17 protein-coding genes are annotated in these 16338 nt (G+C 49.0%); 9 read left to right on the forward strand and 8 right to left on the reverse strand.

All coding sequences use genetic code 11. From position 1 onward, the window contains the following. Positions 1-10 precede the first annotated feature (10 nt). Complete coding sequence (locus tag BBB58_RS12840; RefSeq protein ID WP_015881030.1) at positions 11-625, forward strand: PH domain-containing protein; 615 nt, start codon at positions 11-13, stop codon at positions 623-625. 43 nt (positions 626-668) lie between these two features. Here BBB58_RS12840 and BBB58_RS12845 read toward each other — a convergent pair whose 3' ends face one another. Then, on the reverse strand, positions 669-1187 hold the full coding sequence (locus tag BBB58_RS12845; protein ID WP_074037610.1) for a DUF1836 domain-containing protein: 519 nt from the start codon (positions 1185-1187) through the stop codon (positions 669-671). A 127-nt stretch (positions 1188-1314) separates the two neighbouring features. Between BBB58_RS12845 and trhA the strand changes: the two genes are divergently transcribed. The 3 genes from trhA to BBB58_RS12860 all read left to right on the forward strand — a co-directional run bounded on the left by trhA (position 1315) and on the right by BBB58_RS12860 (position 4057). Beyond that, a complete protein-coding gene (gene trhA / locus BBB58_RS12850; protein ID WP_031421292.1) occupies positions 1315-1959 on the forward strand; it encodes a PAQR family membrane homeostasis protein TrhA in 645 nt (214 codons plus the stop codon). A gap of 87 nt (positions 1960-2046) precedes the next feature. Further along, a complete protein-coding gene (locus BBB58_RS12855) occupies positions 2047-2742 on the forward strand; it encodes a DsbA family oxidoreductase (protein WP_074037611.1) in 696 nt (231 codons plus the stop codon). A gap of 97 nt (positions 2743-2839) precedes the next feature. Continuing rightward, positions 2840-4057 carry an MFS transporter gene (locus tag BBB58_RS12860; protein WP_074037612.1) on the forward strand — a complete coding sequence of 406 codons (1218 nt, stop codon included), beginning with the start codon at positions 2840-2842 and terminating at the stop codon, positions 4055-4057. Positions 4058-4081: 24 nt separating this feature from the next. Here the strand turns inward: BBB58_RS12860 and BBB58_RS12865 are convergent, their stop codons facing one another. The 4 genes from BBB58_RS12865 to BBB58_RS12880 all read right to left on the reverse strand — a co-directional run bounded on the left by BBB58_RS12865 (position 4082) and on the right by BBB58_RS12880 (position 7035). Next, entirely contained in the window at positions 4082-5176 is a 1095-nt protein-coding gene (locus BBB58_RS12865) for an MBL fold metallo-hydrolase (protein WP_074037613.1), read from the reverse strand. A 195-nt stretch (positions 5177-5371) separates the two neighbouring features. After that, entirely contained in the window at positions 5372-5950 is a 579-nt protein-coding gene (locus BBB58_RS12870) for an SCO family protein (RefSeq protein ID WP_031421282.1), read from the reverse strand. Between the two features lie 13 nt (positions 5951-5963). Beyond that, positions 5964-6377, reverse strand: a complete 414-nt coding sequence (locus tag BBB58_RS12875; protein ID WP_047795569.1) for a disulfide oxidoreductase — start codon at positions 6375-6377, stop codon at positions 5964-5966. A 1-nt stretch (position 6378) separates the two neighbouring features. Beyond that, the gene (locus tag BBB58_RS12880) at positions 6379-7035 is read right to left on the reverse strand and encodes a DsbA family protein (protein ID WP_074037614.1); all 657 of its coding nucleotides are present in this window, start codon (positions 7033-7035) and stop codon (positions 6379-6381) included. A 123-nt stretch (positions 7036-7158) separates the two neighbouring features. Here BBB58_RS12880 and BBB58_RS12885 point away from each other — a divergent pair, with 123 nt between their 5' ends. Beyond that, positions 7159-8751 carry a diguanylate cyclase domain-containing protein gene (locus tag BBB58_RS12885; RefSeq protein ID WP_074037615.1) on the forward strand — a complete coding sequence of 531 codons (1593 nt, stop codon included), beginning with the start codon at positions 7159-7161 and terminating at the stop codon, positions 8749-8751. Positions 8752-8777: 26 nt separating this feature from the next. Here the strand turns inward: BBB58_RS12885 and BBB58_RS12890 are convergent, their stop codons facing one another. The 3 genes from BBB58_RS12890 to BBB58_RS12900 form a co-directional block, all read right to left on the reverse strand. Next, positions 8778-9098, reverse strand: a complete 321-nt coding sequence (locus tag BBB58_RS12890) for a DUF6241 domain-containing protein (RefSeq protein WP_074037616.1) — start codon at positions 9096-9098, stop codon at positions 8778-8780. A gap of 137 nt (positions 9099-9235) precedes the next feature. Next, complete coding sequence (gene odhB, locus BBB58_RS12895; RefSeq protein ID WP_074037617.1) at positions 9236-10510, reverse strand: 2-oxoglutarate dehydrogenase complex dihydrolipoyllysine-residue succinyltransferase; 1275 nt, start codon at positions 10508-10510, stop codon at positions 9236-9238. A gap of 18 nt (positions 10511-10528) precedes the next feature. Beyond that, positions 10529-13384 (reverse strand): 2-oxoglutarate dehydrogenase E1 component, encoded by a 2856-nt coding sequence (locus BBB58_RS12900; RefSeq protein ID WP_074037618.1) that lies wholly within the window; start codon positions 13382-13384, stop codon positions 10529-10531. A 337-nt stretch (positions 13385-13721) separates the two neighbouring features. Here BBB58_RS12900 and BBB58_RS12905 point away from each other — a divergent pair, with 337 nt between their 5' ends. The 4 genes from BBB58_RS12905 to BBB58_RS15485 form a co-directional block, all read left to right on the forward strand. Beyond that, a complete protein-coding gene (locus tag BBB58_RS12905; protein WP_074037619.1) occupies positions 13722-14654 on the forward strand; it encodes an ABC transporter ATP-binding protein in 933 nt (310 codons plus the stop codon). Then, positions 14632-15369: a DUF2705 family protein gene (locus BBB58_RS12910; protein ID WP_074037620.1), complete on the forward strand. Its 738-nt coding sequence runs from the start codon at positions 14632-14634 to the stop codon at positions 15367-15369. Before BBB58_RS12905 ends, BBB58_RS12910 begins: the two co-directional genes overlap by 23 nt. 65 nt (positions 15370-15434) lie before the next feature. Next, complete coding sequence (locus BBB58_RS12915) at positions 15435-15983, forward strand: cysteine hydrolase family protein (RefSeq protein ID WP_015881013.1); 549 nt, start codon at positions 15435-15437, stop codon at positions 15981-15983. A 272-nt stretch (positions 15984-16255) separates the two neighbouring features. Then, positions 16256-16338 (forward strand): helix-turn-helix domain-containing protein (locus BBB58_RS15485; protein WP_244150790.1); only part of this gene is annotated, 83 nt, incomplete at its 3' end.

Raw genomic sequence — 16338 nt, forward strand, 5'->3', positions numbered from 1 at the left:
AGTGAATGACATGTTCAAAAAACTAGCTTCTGATTTGACTGGCTTCAGCGACATCGGTGAGGTGATCGACCCGTCCGATTTCGATAAGGCGGACTCGGATGATTACGTCCTCCATGAGGATAACGAAAAGATCTACTTCTTGATCAAATCAAAATCGGATGAGTACTGCTTTACAAACTTAGGTATGATTCACCTCGACGGGACGAGCGCGATGAGTTCGAAACGAGTTCTGTATCGTTACCCTTACGCACACTATCCGATTAAGCACGTCATGTTCGAGACAGCCGGCACCGTCGACCTCGATGTCGAAGTCAAATTCACAATCGGCGACAAGCCATACTCAATCGATATCAACAAGAAGCAAATCGAGCACGTGAAAGATTTGTACAAGGCACTCCTCGCGATTGAAGAGATTCAGCGGGAAGGCCGTCGCATGATGGAGTATGCGAATACGTCGCTCACACACTCGGTGTCGATTTTGAGCGGACTCCGTGAAGGTGACATGAACGTCCCGAACACGTTCAAGGAATTGAACGAGCAATCGTTCGATTGGCTACAACGTCACTATCATGAATGGAACCGTAAAGACTTCGGTACGGTTTACGAGAAATATATCAACAATTAAAAAACAACTCCTCCGCAGACGATTTGTCTGCGGAGGAGTTGTTTTAGTTCTCATCGATCAATTGTTCGGCCAACCGCTGATACAAGTGGCTCATATGAACGGCAGACGCGATGGCAAGCGTTCGCTTGACACCGCTCTCTTTTTCGAGCGATGTACTTAATAGCGTGTCCGCCTGGGATTCAAACGCTTCTAGGTTCTTCACTTTCTGAGCCTGATAGGCCTCGTAGAAGTCTTCAAGTGAGAACGTCTCATCCGACTCGTTCAACGGTCGGAGCGTCTCCTTAATATCACTGATCGACAAGAGACCTTTCATCTCATAAATCAAACTGAGTAACATCAGATGTTCATTTGTATACTTTTTATTTTTGACTGGATGAAACAACTTGCCCTTGGCATAGTTGTTGATCATCGTCTTCGTCAAAATGGTCTCATCCTCGTTTCGCTTCATCTTCCCATAATGCTGCTCGAACAGCTGGATGACCTGATCCATGTATAAATCGATGGTCGGTAGCACGTCCCGCGGGAGTGTGCCTTCCGTTTCGGTAATGTCCTTCGCTTTCATCTACCTCACCTCACTTCCTAAGTATAAAGAAAACTTCCATTTGTCGAAAGGTACACCTTGCTGTTTGTTCCTCTTCAGTATATCATGTAGTTATCGATACTACATGATGTGATAAGGAGTGTTTTACATGCATTCGATTTTCCGTGAACCCATCAACGCATTGACGCATCTTGCCGGTGCGGTACTGGCTTTCATCGCGCTCATCGCGATGGTCGTCAAAGCCTCGTTACTCGGCTCGCCGCTTGCCATTATGGCCGCGATTCTATTTGGAATCAGCCTCGTCTTTCTTTACTTATCGTCAGGTCTATACCATAGCATCATCGCCTCACCGAACGTCATCGCTTTCTTCCGGAGAATCGATCATGCGATGATTTACGCGTTGATTGCGGGTACATACGCACCGCTCACGTTACTCGCGCTCGAAGGACCGACGCGGTGGGTCCTCTTCGGTACCGTACACGCACTCGCCTTGTTCGGCATTATCTTCAAACTCGTTTGGTTCCATGCCCCGCGTTTCTTGTCGACCGCGCTCTATATCGGGATGGGATGGCTGTCCGTCTTCTTTATCGGACCGCTCCATGACGTGATCGGCAACGCCGGTATCTTCTGGCTCGTCCTCGGGGGCGTCATGTATACGATTGGCGGACTCATTTATGGGTTCAAACCAAAATTCGTCAACTGGCGAGGATGGGGTTTCCATGAAGTGTTCCATCTGTTCATCTTGTTCGGAAGCTTCGCTCACTTCGTCTGTGTATTCTGGTACGTCTTTTAAGTCCTCCTCGTGGAGGGCTTTTTTCATGAGCCGTTTTCTGTACTTTGAATTCAAGATTTCCTACACTAAGGACAGGAGGGATTCATCATGAAAATTGAAGTATGGTCAGATTATGTCTGCCCGTTTTGTTATATCGGAAAGCGTCGTCTAGAAGAGGCGCTCGAACAGTTCCCACAGGCAGATCAAGTCGAAGTCGAATTCAAGAGTTTCGAGCTCGACCCGAACGCCTCGACGGACGATTCACGTACCATCTATGAAGCGCTTGCTACGAAGTATGGCATGCCGATCGAACAGGCGAAAGGGACGACGGCTCAAGTCGCTGCACAAGCCCGCGAAGTCGGACTCGATTATGATTTTGAGAACATGGTCGTGACGGGGACGCTCGACTCGCATCGCTTGACGCATTACGCGAAGACGGTCGGGAAAGAGAAAGAATTGTCGGAAGCGTTGCTTCAGGCGTACTTCGTCGATGCGAAACACATCGGGAATCACGATGTGCTGCTTGAAATCGCGACAAGCGTCGGACTCGATTCTGACGCGGTTCGTGACGTCTTGACGACTGACATGTATACGGAAGAGGTACGTGCAGAAGAGAAGCGCGCGAACGACCTCGGCATCACGGGTGTGCCGTTCTTCGTATTCGACAACAAGTACGGGGTGTCCGGTGCTCAGCCGACAGAAGCGTTCACGCAAGTGCTCGAAAAAGTCTGGTCTGAGAACAATCCGACAATCCAAGTCCTTTCGAACGGTGCGACGTGCACTGACGACAACTGTGATATTTGATTGATGAAGAAGCCGAACATCGGCTTCTTTTTTGTGGCTAAATGAATCATTCTCAAGCATAATTATTATCAACAGATAAGAATCGAGGAATACATCTATGTGGAAAAATCGGAACGTCTGGATCATCTTGACGGGCGAATTCGTCGCCGGTCTTGGTCTATGGCTCGGCATCATCGGGAACTTGGAATTTATGCAAGACCGTGTCCCCTCTGACTTTGTGAAGGCGGTCATTCTCGCCATCGGTTTACTTGCCGGGGTCGCCATCGGTCCGCTCGCGGGTCGCTTGACCGACCAAGGTTCTAAGAAAAAAATCATGCTCATCTCGAGCATCGTCCGGGCGCTCAGCGTGATCTTCATGTTCGTCGCCATCGAAACGAATTCGGTCGTGTGGATGGTCGTCTTTTTAATCATCTTACAAGGATCGGCCGCATTTTATTTCCCTGCCCTGCAGGCAGCGATTCCGCTCATCGTGAAAGAACGGGAGCTTCTCGCCTTGAACGGCGTCCATATGAACGTCTCGACGTTGTCACGTGTCATCGGGACGGCGATTGCAGGTGTCCTTTTGACACTGATCTCGCTCCGTAACGTCTACGCGCTCTCGCTCGTCGCCTACCTGTTGCTAGCGGTCGCGACGCTCTTCTTGAAACTCGATGAGACGAAAACGCCCTCGGCGAAAAAGGTCGATGCGAAAGCGTCGAGCGGTTTCAAAGACGTCTTCCCAATCATCAAATCGATTCCCGTCATCTTCATGACACTCGTCATGACGCTCATCCCGCTCCTCTTCATCGGAGGATTCAACTTGCTCGTCATCAATATCAGTGAGTTGCAAGATTCGACAGCGATTAAAGGATGGATTTATACGGCAGAGGGACTCGCCTTCATGACAGGTGCCTTTATGATTAAACGGATCGGAGAAAAATTCTCGGCGTTCTCGATTTTATTCTCGTTCTCGTTTTTAATCGGTGTCGCCCAACTGATGCTCTATTTTGCGGACATCCCGTTCATGTCCATTGCTGCGTTCGTTCTCTTCGGCTTCTCGGTCGGATGTTTCTTCCCGACGGCGGTCACGATTTTCCAAACACGGATGCCAAAAGAATATCACGGTCGTTTCTTCTCGTTCCGAAACATGCTCGACCGGATCATCTTCCAAGTCGTCCTTCTCGTGACTGGATTCTTCCTCGATTTGATTGGACTTCAGCTCATGGTCGTCTTGTTTGGAATTAGTTCGATTGCGATGACCGGCGCATTTCTTGTATACACGAGAAAGCATCAATTGCATATCGAGGAAGATTCCACAGAGAAGATGTCTTCCTAACAAAAAAACAAGCGGTGACCGAGGTCATCGCTTGTTTGCGTCTTCGAGCTCTCGCCACCACGTCGTCGTATCATTCCGACCGTCGAGCGTGATCCGCTCCCCAATCTTCGGAGTGAGGACGACTTCTTTCGGTAAAAGAGACGCCATCTGTTCCGCTGGGTCGAACCAATCGTGGAACGACAGCGTGAACGCCCCCCAATGGATCGGCATCATTTGGTCGGCCCGTAAATCGTGAAACGCTTGCGCGGTCTCTTCCGGTTGCATATGGACGTCTGGCCAGCGCACGTCATATTGCCCGCATTCAAGTGCGGCAAAATCAAACGGCCCGTACTGTTCGCCAATCATCTTGAAATGCGGAGCGTAGCCACTATCCCCACTGAAGAAGAGTCGGTCCGTCTCACCGAGGACGACCCATGATGCCCAGAGTGTGCTGTTGCGGTCCGTCAACGAGCGACCGGAGAAGTGACGCGCCGGCGTACAGACGAATGTCCACGACCCGAACGCATACGACTCGCCCCAATCCCGTTCTACGATTCGTTCTGCCCCGACACCCCATCGTTTCAAATGACTCCCTACCCCGAGCGGTACGATGAACATGGCGACCCTGTCTTTGATGGCAAGAATCGTTCCATAATCGAGATGGTCGTAATGGTCATGCGTCAATAAGACGACATCGATTTCGGGCAAGTCCTCGAGTTCGAACGGCAAGTCTTCACTGAAGCGTTCGTTTTTAGCGAACGGGAGTGGGGATGGGCTACGTCCAAACATCGGATCGACGAGCATCGTCTTCCCGTCCATTTGTACCATGAGCGCCGAATGACCGAGCCAATAGATTCTTGTGAAGCTCGAGCCCGTCTTCTCCTCAAAATCGATTGGCACGATCGGAAGACGTTCGGTAGGCTTACGCAGTGACGTCACATCACGATAGTCGCGCGCCATCGACACCATGTCTTGCGCAGAGAAGTTCATCGGTGTCTCATATTGATTACGGAACTTTCCATTGATCCGGTTCGGAGATTGAAGCGATTTCGGCTTTCGTCCAAGTGGTTTGTACTGTGTCAGAATCGTTCCGGTGACAGCCGCCATTCCAACCAATGAGAGCAACATCGTCTTTTTCATGTAGGTCCTCTTTTCTAATAGTTCGTTGAATTGATTATAGCGTGCCTTCGCCGTTTCAATACGAGAAAGTATATTGATTCGCCTATCTTTCAAAAAATGGCGTGCTCTTCATTGAGCATTCTGCTTATTCCATTATAGCAGTTCTCTTAAACCAAAAAGACCTGCCCACCCGTGTTTGGTGGAGCAGGTCTTCGGTTAAGATTTTTGCAAGATTTTAATGTCGTTGATGATGTCTTCGGTCGGAACGTTTTGGAAACCAGGATACGCCTTGATGATTTTTCCTTCCTGGTCGACCAAATAGAAATACGTGCCGTGGTCGACTTGTGTACCTTCGTCAGGCTTCCGGACGAGCGCCTTGAAGTTCTGTTGGGCAAACGTTTCAATCTCGTCTTGCGAGTAGCCTGAGAGGAACTGCCAATCTGCTTTCGCAAGGTCATAGCCACTCATAAACTCTTTCATCTTCTCCGGAGTGTCCACCGTCGGGTCGACGCTGAAGGAAACGAATTGCACGTCTTCGACGCCCTCTTCTTCAAGCGCTTCATTCAGCTTTGTCATATTGTATGTCATCGGTGGACAGACTGTCTCACAGCTTGTAAAAACGAAATCCGCCATCCACACTTTCCCTTTTAAATCGTCAAGACTGACCATTTCTTCATCTTGATTCGTATATTCGAACGATTCGACTTCCCAGTTGAGCGGATCCTCAATCTCTTGACCACATCCTGCTAGGACGATGAGCATCGTCGTCAAACCAATCATCCACCATTTCTTCACACGTGCCAACTCCTTATCGCTTTTTGACGTTCCACATGAGGATTGTGATGAGCGTGAAAGCCGTCAATGCGAGGAACGGGATCGTGATGAACCCGAGCCAGTTAATGTATTGACCGCTACACGGAACTCCTTGTGCACAAGGTTGAATTTCTGCAAAACCTGGCACTTTCTGTACCAAGTAATGGTAAAGTGATACGAAACCGCCTATGATAGTAAGCGGTAACACATATTTCCGAACCGCCCGATCGTCCGTGAAGACGGCAATTCCCAAGAGGATGGTCAGCGGATACATAAAGATACGTTGAATCCAACATAGCTCACATGGCACGAACTCCCGAATCTCACTGAAGTAGAGACTGCCGAGCGTCGCCGTCAACGAGACGAGCCAAGCGAGGTATAACCCATACTTTTCGAGAAATGATTTCATCTTACAAATCCTGCTCGATCAGCTCTTGGATTTTTTCGTAATCGAACGGGTCTTCGAGCATCACGCCGTTGATCATGATGGACGGGGTGAATTGAACACCGTTCTCTTTTACAAGACCGTCATCCGTACTGACTTTTTCAAGTACGGTCGATTCTTCCCCAAGGTCTTGCTCAAACTTCGCCAAGTCGACCGATGTCGTCTCGCCTGCGATTTCTTTCAGCTTCTCGACGGTCACCCACGCATTGTCATGTTGTTGTGATTCCGGTTGCGCATCGTAGAGCGCCTTATGGAACTTCCAGAACGACTCAGGGTCTTGCTCGTATACCGACTCGGAAGCGAGGGATGCCAAGATCGATTCTTGTCCGTGGAACAAGACGTTAATATAGCTGAAGCTGACGTCTTCCTTGTCGAGATAATCCGCTTTCAGTTGCGGGTAAATCGTTTCACCCCACTGTTTACACGAAGGACACTTGTAATCTCCGAACTCGACGACCGATACTTTTGCGTCCGGGTTTCCGAGTGTCGGTTGTCCTTCAATCGAGACGTGATCGCCACGCTCAGCTGTCGTCGACTCATCTTGGTTGAGTAAGACGAACACCAATGCGATTAATGCGACCGCGACGATGGTCAAGATGACCAACAATTGATTCTTTTTCATTTTCTTCACCTCTATCTATTTTCGACTCGCCTTTCATTATAGCGGAAGCTCTTCTTCCTATCATGATATCGACTCGTTTTTCATAATTCTCTTTAATTCAAGCTTTAGGAGGTTTATTTACGCATGATCAAGTCTTTTACGATGCGCCTCGGACTCATTTTGGCGCTCAGCATTGCCACGCTCGTCTTTTTACTGACGATCGCACTCACTTCCCTCATCAGTCACCGGGCATCTGACGCGCTCGAGAAAGAAATCGGGGAACGCCTCTCGACGACATCACATCAATTGGCGGACAAACTCGATTTTTATATGTGGTCACGCTATCAAGAAGTCCAACTCTTACAAGGCCTCGATTTAGAAGACCGAGACGAGACACGTCGACTCCTCGACCAAGTCCAATCAAACATCCCCGCCTTCTCTTGGATGGGCGTCACGGATGCGGACGGGACCGTCGTCGCTTCGACGAACGGGATTCTCGAAGGGGCATCGATTGCGGAACGACCGGTTTATCTTGAAGCGCAAGATTCCCCATTTATCGGAGATGTCCACGAGGCAGTTCTCTTAGCTGAATTATTGCCGAATCCGACGGGAGAACCGCTCCAATTCGTCGATATCAGTGTCCCGCTTTTCCAGGACGGCTCGTTTCAAGGGGTACTTGCCACTCATTTAAGCTGGGCCTGGGGGAAAGAAGTACTCGAACATTTCAATCGAACGCTTCATGAACAAGTCGATGATACGGATTTATTCGTCATCAGTGAACGAGACAGTGTCGTGCTCCTCGGTCCAGACGACATGGTCGGAAAGCCACTCCCTGTATCCTTTACAGAAGGCGCCTCCGTGAAAGAGTGGGATGACGGTCAAGACTATCTGACAGGCATGTCAATCGGAGAAGGATATGATGAATATCCTGGACTTGGTTGGCAGGTCGTCGTCCGTCAGCCGACGGCAGTCGCGTTTGCACCAGTCGAGACACTTGAAACGAGAATTCTATGGATTGGTTTATTGGCCTCACTTGTGACGGCTGTACTCGGTTGGCTACTCGCTTCGATCGTGACGAGACCGTTGAAGCGAATCACCGAAACGGCTTCGCTCATGGAACAAGGGAAAGCGAACACGTTCCCCCATCAATCAGGAATCGAAGAGATTGAGTCGCTCGCGTTCGCGCTCGAATCGCTCGTCACCTCCCTGACAGAGTCTGAATCGGAGCGGGTACACTTTGAAAAACTAGCAAACCGTGACGCACTGACCGGTCTTTCAAACCGGATCGCCCTACGTGAACAGCTGAATCAACTACACACCTCGCAAGAACCGTACGTCTTCTTTTATCTCGATCTCGACGGCTTCAAGGCGGTGAATGATACATATGGTCATGCGGTCGGGGACGAGGTATTGGTCGAGGTCGCACACCGGTTACGGGCGCTCCCCATCGAGGAGGTTTACCCCGTCCGATTGAGCGGAGATGAGTTCTTCCTCATGTTCCCAAGGACTGAGCGTTCGACCCAACAGATTCGGGAGGTCGGAAACACACTCATCGAGATGATTTCTGAACCGATTACGCTAGACATCGTATCGGTGAAAGTCGGGGCTAGTATCGGTTCGTCCATTTGGAGTCCACCGGAACCACCGCACATCGCTATCGAACAAGCGGACGAAGCGTTATATCGGTCAAAAGCGAACGGGAAACACCAACTTTCCTTCCATGAGTCGCTCTCATGACATCGTTTCCCCATGCAAAAAGGAGTTCATGATGAACTCCTTTTGCTTATTCTTCCGTTTCCGTATCCACGTCTTTCTTCTGCACGTGTCGCCAGTCCGTTCAAGAATCCAATGACAGCATACATTTCCTCTAACAATACGTCCTGTTCTATATCGATTTCATCGAAGATGGCTTGTCCCCATCGTTCAATGATTCCGCCGAGTTGAAGATAGTCATCGTTTTTGATTTTATTCTTGTCGCGCAACAACTCCAAATAGTCACGAACCTCTTTCAGATTTTCATGTGTCATCGAGATGGCACCCGCTTTTTCTGTCGCCAAGACTTTTTGATGGGTGATCAGTTGCATCGCATCGACGCGATTGTCTTTTCTCGTTGATTTTCATCATAAATATTTACTCAACAAAAAAAACTATAATAAGATTTTTTCTAAAACCTGACGTAAAAAAGCACTCGCCCCTATATAGGAGCGAGTACTTCCTGTTCTTACGCTTCGAACAACAATTGTTCTGGATCTTCAATCATGTCTTTGATGTGCTTGAGGAATGTCACAGCCTCACGACCATCTACGATTCGGTGGTCATATGAGAGTGCCACGTACATCATTGGACGGTTCTCCATTGTATCCGCATCGATTGCGACTGGACGGAGTTGAATCGAGTGCATCCCAAGGATGGCGACTTGCGGTCCGTTCAAGATTGGTGTTGAGAGGAGTGAACCGAACACGCCACCGTTTGTAATTGTGAACGTACCACCTGTCAAATCACTCAACCCGAGCTTGTTGTTACGCGCTTTGTCCGCGAGGTGAAGGATATCTTTCTCGATTTCCCCGAAGTTTTTGCGGTCCGCTTCACGGACGACCGGAACGACGAGACCATCTGGAGCCGATACGGCAATCCCGATATCATAATATTTCTTCAAGACGATTTCGTTGCCTTGGATTTCAGCGTTCAAGTAAGGCATCCGCTTGAGAGCTGCCACTGCTGCTTTCGTGAAGAACGACATGAAGCCGAGTTTGACATCGTTGTCTTTCACGAACTTCTCTTGGCGACGTTTACGAAGTGCCATGACCGCCGACATATCGATTTCGTTGAACGTTGTGAGCATCGCTGCCGTCTGTTGCACTTCGACGAGACGGTTCGCAATCGTTTGACGACGACGTGTCATTTTGATGCGCTCTTCTTCTTTTCCACTCGCTGCCGGTTGTGGTGCCGGAGTGGCAGCAGCTGGTTTCTGCTCTTTCACAGCCGGTTTCTCTTCATGTCTCGATACATCATGGACGTTGATGCGCCCGATTGGATCATTCGTTTGAACGGCTGAGAGATCAATGCCTTTCTCTCGAGCGAGCTTGCGTGCAGCAGGTGTCGCGATTGGTCCTTTACCCGGGCTCGCCACGTGCTCTTCACGTTTCTCGACTTTCTTGCCTTCTTCAATAGACTCTGTCTTTTTCTCAGTCGGTGCTTCTGTTTTCGTTTCTGTCGCGTTTTCCGTCTTCGTCTTCGTCGCGACAGCCGTTCCGCCACCAGAACCTGAACCGAGACGTGCGATGACTTCACCGACTTGAACCGTGTCCCCTTCTCCGGCAAGTTGTTCTTCTAACACACCCGCTTCGTCAGCCGGGACTTCGATATTGACTTTATCTGTCTCGAGCTCGACGATTGCTTCCCCTTTTTCGACTTGGTCGCCTGGCTGTTTGAGCCATGTCGCGACCGTTCCTTCCGTAATGGACTCTGCTAATTCCGGTACTTTGATTTCGATCACAATGAGTTCCCCCTTAACTTATTTACGATCTTTTTGATATGTGCTCGTGCCTGCACCGCTCGAGACGACGTCACGAGAGAGTGCTTCACGGATGATGCGTGCTTGTTCTTGTTTATGAGCTGTCGGATTCCCTTCAGCCGGACTCGAACGACGGCGACGGCCGATATAACGGACATCGAGTCGGTTCGTTGTGACCGCTTCTAAACGAGGCTCGATATATGTCCAAGCCCCCATGTTTTTCGGTTCTTCTTGAACCCAGACGATTTCACGCGCGTTCGGATAACGGCTGATGACATCACGAATCTCACGAACCGGGAACGGGTAGATTTCTTCGACACGGATGATATGCAAGAAGTCGAGTGACTCTTCTGACTTGCCGACCGCTTCCGCGAGGTCGATCGCCATTTTCCCTGTGCAGAAAACAAGACGTTCAACTTTCTCTGTGTTCTCCCCGAGACCTGGCTGTTCGACGATCGGCTTGAAGCTCTCTTCCGTAAACGCCTCGACTGGTGACGTGGCGAGCGGGTGACGAAGCAGACTCTTCGGTGTCATGATGATCATCGGACGAATCTCTTCTTTCCCGAGCATCTCTGCTTGACGACGAAGAATATGGAAATATTGTGCCGCAGACGAAAGATTTGCGACCGTCCAGTTTTTCTCCCCGGCAAGTGTCAAGTAGCGTTCCATACGTGCACTTGAGTGCTCCGGCCCTTGACCTTCGTAACCGTGCGGCAAGAGCATGACGAGGCCTGATTTTTGACCCCATTTCGCGCGTCCCGCCGAGATGAACTGGTCGAACATGACTTGTGCCGAGTTCGCGAAGTCACCGTATTGTGCTTCCCACAGGACGAGTGTACCTTGTGCGAATACGTTGTAGCCATATTCAAATCCAAGCACCGAACCTTCTGAGAGCGGGCTGTTATAGACCGAGAACGATGCTTTCGCCGTCGACAACTCATGGAGTGGCGAGAATTTCTTACCTGACTCGACATCGTTCAACATGATGTTCCGTTGGGCGAACGTTCCGCGCTCTGAATCTTGACCGCTCAAGCGGACCGGCGTACCATCTGAAAGAATTGACGCGAAGGCGAGCGTCTCCGCATGACCCCAGTCAATTTTCCCACCTTCGCTGAACGCGTCACGGCGACGGTCGAGTACTTTTTGAAGCTTATGGAAGACACCAAAGCCTTCCGGCCAGTTCAATAACTCTTCATTCAATTGCGTGAGGAATTCTCGTTCGACGCTCGTGTCGACTTTCGGGAATCCTTTATGGACCGCATCCGGTAACACGATGTCTGCATCTTCTTCTTCAGAAGGAACGAGATCACGTGCCGCCTTCAAGGCCTGTTCGATTTTTTGTTCGATTTGCGTTTTCTCATCTTTCGTCATGACGCCTTCTTCCTCAAGTCGTGCGGCATAGACGTGACGGACAGACTGGTGTCCTTTGATGGCTTTGTAAAGGACCGGGTTCGTGTTCATCGGTTCGTCCATTTCATTGTGACCGTAACGACGGTACCCGATCAAGTCGACCAAGATATCTTTATGGAACTTGGCACGATACTCACTAATCAACTTCGCGACGGCAACACATGCCTCCGGATCATCCGCATTTACATGGAAGACCGGAATCTCGTAGCCTTTGGCGATATCACTTGCGTAACGCGTCGACCGTGAATCGTTCGGGTCCGTTGTGAAACCGATCGTGTTATTGGCGATGACGTGAACTGTCCCACCTGTACGGTAACCCGTCAAGTTCGTCATGTTGAGTGTCTCCGCGACGATGCCTTGTCCTGGGAAGGCCGCATCTCCGTGGATCAAGATTGAGGCTGCCAAATCGTCGTGCTGTACAGCCGATCCTTTTTCAGAACGGTCATCTTGTGCGGCACGCGTGTATCCTTCGACGACCGACCCGACGAACTCGAGGTGACTCGGGTTGTTCGCCAAGTTGAGACGGACTTCTTTTTGCTGTTCGACCACTTTCCGGTCAAGACCGAGGTGATATTTCACATCACCTGACCAACCGAAGTTGATACCGATTGACCCTTCAGATGGAATCAATTCTTTGTTCGGTGCGTGCTGGAACTCCGCAAAAATCATTTCGTATGGTTTGCCGAGAACATGGGCAAGTACGTTCAAACGTCCACGGTGGGCCATCCCGATGTTGATATGTTCCGAACCACTCGAAATGAGGCCTCCGACCATCGCATCGAGAAGTGGCACCATCGCATCCAATCCTTCGATCGAGAAGCGTTTTTGTCCGACGTATGTTTTATGAAGGAATGATTCAAACAGTTCGGTTTCAGCCAAACGTTTGAACAACTCGACTTTTTCTTCTTTCGAGAAGGTTTGCTGTAACGCCCCTTGTTCGACTTGACGACGAATCCACTTCTTCTCTTCCATGTCATCTAAATGACGGAGTTCGATGGCGACCGTTCCTGTATAAACGTCAAGTAAGTGACGGAATAGTTCTAAGGCGCTCGCGTTTGGTTTTGGTGCATCGTCTGATAAAAGGCGGGCCGGAATTTGTTTTAAGTCTTCTTCTGTCAAATCATAACGTGACAGTTCGAATAGTTCCTGCTCGCGCGGGTGATCTTTTAGTGGATAAATATCAGCTGCTTTATGACCGAAAGCGCGGATATCGTTGATGAGCCGCGTCGCCGAGACGACCTTCTCTAAATCAAACGATGGACCCGAGACCGGCACTTCTGTCGGTGACGACGTTTCCGGTGCCCCATTTTCGTCAAAATATCGACGCGTTTCTTCATCGACCGATGATGGGTCTTCCAAATATTGTTCATACAGTTCAATGATGTAGCCTAAGTTAGGACCATAAAATGCTTGCGATTTCTCGTGAACATTCGACGACTCTCCCATTGAATAAATCCCCCTTATCCATTCCTAAACGTTCAATCTGTGAACGCTTTCATTTTAACATGTAGCCCGAAGCAGTTCACCTTTCTCCTACCCTGGTGAACAAAACCAAATCTTGCCTCTTACGCTCAACTTCATACTACACCTTTCGTCGCAGAAAGACCCTTACAAATTCACAATTCGTCCATACTATTTCAATAAGTTTTGCTTATCGATAAATTGTGTCTTGATGTATTTGTTTCAACAATTTCAAAAAAAGATGAAACCTTATTTCAAACAGCCCCGTAATAGGGAGTGTAGGCATTACACTATTACTCTTAACAGAAAGCTAGGTGACCACATGTTATCCGTACAAAATGTCCATAAAAAGATGGGAAAAGCAACGGTATTGACAAATGTCAGTTTTGACGTTGTTCCAGGAGAAATTTTCGGATTCCTCGGACCGAACGGCGCCGGGAAGACGACAACTATTCGAATCATCACAGGTCTCATGCCTGCGACGCACGGGACCGTGACAGTCGATGGGTATGACGTGGCGAACAACCGCCAAGAAGCGCTCAGCCGAATCGGGGCCATCGTCGAGAATCCTGCATTCTATCCGTACATGACGGGCCGGGAAAACTTGATTCATGCGATGAACTTGATTCCGAACTTGAAAAAAGTCGACTTGAATGCACTCGGTGCCCTCGTCGGACTCGACGGAAAGCTCGATATGAAAGTCAAACAGTACTCACTCGGGATGAAACAGCGCCTCGGGATTGCCCGTGCCTTGTTGCATAACCCAAAAGTGCTCATCTTAGATGAGCCGACGAACGGTCTTGACCCAGCCGGGATCGCCGACCTTCGGAATTACTTACGCCATCTTGCGGACCACCGCGGAATCGCCATCCTTATCTCGAGCCATTTATTGAGCGAGATGGAATTGATCACCGACCGTTTCGCAATCATTGACCAAGGACAAATCAAGTCAGTGGAAGACGGACAGACGAAGGCTGACAGCGTCATCCTCTGTAAAGTTGCCAAGGAGCAGATGAACGAGGCACTTGACGTCGCAGCACTCGCCTTCGATGATGTGAAAATCGTCCAGCAGTCTGCCGAGTCGTTTATCGTACCGCGTCAAGAGACAGACATTCCGGTCTTACTGAAACAATTAATCGAGCGCGATATCGCCGTCTATCAGATTGGCATGAAACACGAGTCACTCGAAGAACAATTCTTGAAATTGACGAAAAAAGAAGGAGGTACGAACAATGCGTTCATTACTCAGCAATGAATGGATGAAATGGCGTCGTACGATTAAACCATACGTCGCTCTAGGCGTGTATACGGCAATCATCCTTATCGTATACGCTGTATTGGCCAGTGGTGAAGGGACACCAGAAGCGGCATCGTTCTTTGAATTTTCAACGATGGGTGCCATCGCTTTCTTGAGTATCTTTACGATTGTCTTTACGGCAGAGATGGTCGGGAACGAATTGAAATTTGATACGTTGAAACACCTGTTGATGAGCCCGTACTCTCGCGACCGCATCTTATTGTCGAAGCTCGTCATGGCCGTCCTCGTCATGTTGCTTCAATTCATTTTCATCTTAGTCGTCGCGTTCGGGTTCTCACTCACGTTAGATGGCTCTGTCACATGGGATGTCGTCCGTCCGATTCTCATCAGTGTGAGCGGACCGATCTTCATCATCTTCTTGACGCTCATGTTCTCGGTCGTCTTCAAGTCGGTCGGCGTTGTCATCGGTTTCACGGTGCTCGCAAACTTCGCCTCAAGTATTATCGGCGGCCTTCTCGTCGCTTGGAAACCTGAGCTTGCGAAATGGATTGTCTTCTTGCATACAGACCTTTCAATCTATGACGTCAACCCAGAGTTTATGAAAGCGATGGACGCTACGATGGGCTTCTCGATTTTCTATGTCGCCCTTCATATCCTCGCCTTCTATCTCATCACGGCATTCATGTTCCGCAGTAAAACGTTTGCGGAATAAGCATACTTCAAATGAAAAAGTGGTACCTCTTTGCTATAGGAGTTTTATAGTAAGGAGGTATTTATATGTCTAAGACGGCATTACTCATTATTGATTTGTTCAATGATTTTGATTTTGAAGGTGGCGACATGCTACGTAAACATACGGAAGCGATTGTTGAACCGATTCTCGAGCTTAAAAAGCATTTTAAAGAGTTGGACTTGCCCGTCATTTATTGTAATGATAACTTCGGACAATGGAAAGATAGCACGGAAGACATCATTGAGTATGTAAAAGCTTCTAAGGGTGAACATATTGCCTCGCAAATCGAACCGGAAGATGAAGAGTATTTTATTATAAAGCCAAGGCACTCCACTTTCTTTGGAACTCAGTTAGATATTTTACTTCGTCAGTTAAACGTGACGAAATTGATTTTAACCGGAGTCGCGACGGATATTTGTATCCTCTTTTCTGCCAATGATGCATATATGCGTGACTATGATATATATGTACCTCGTGATTGTGTGGCGGCAGAAACATCCAAACGTCACGAAAGTGCCTTGACGATTATCGATGAAGCACTGGGAATTGAAATATCTCCTGTGTCTGAATATATGAGTCACATTCAAAAGTGATTTATAGTAATCAGCGTGGTCACAAAATCCCAACATTTAGAACGTTTTCAAGGTCTTCTTTTAACTAAATCAGGCGAGAGTTCTCCCTCCTCTAAGCTTCTCGGGGCGTAGCCCAGCGTAGGTGGGAGATGAATCGCCCGGTCCAAAAGTCTTCTCTCCCTATGACATAATTACGAACAAAAGTTCGTGATTATGTCATATTCTCCCTCCCCCTCCACGGGTATCGGATGAGGAGGACACATCACGATCTTCGGAAGGGAGGAGGGACGGACATGCTGAAAGGCTATAAATATAGGCTTCACCCGACGCCGGCACAGGAAGAGTTCCTCATCAAGACGATCGGCTGCGCACGGTT

The organism is Exiguobacterium profundum (assembly GCF_001909285.1).
In the GTDB taxonomy this organism is placed as follows: domain Bacteria; phylum Bacillota; class Bacilli; order Exiguobacteriales; family Exiguobacteriaceae; genus Exiguobacterium; species Exiguobacterium profundum.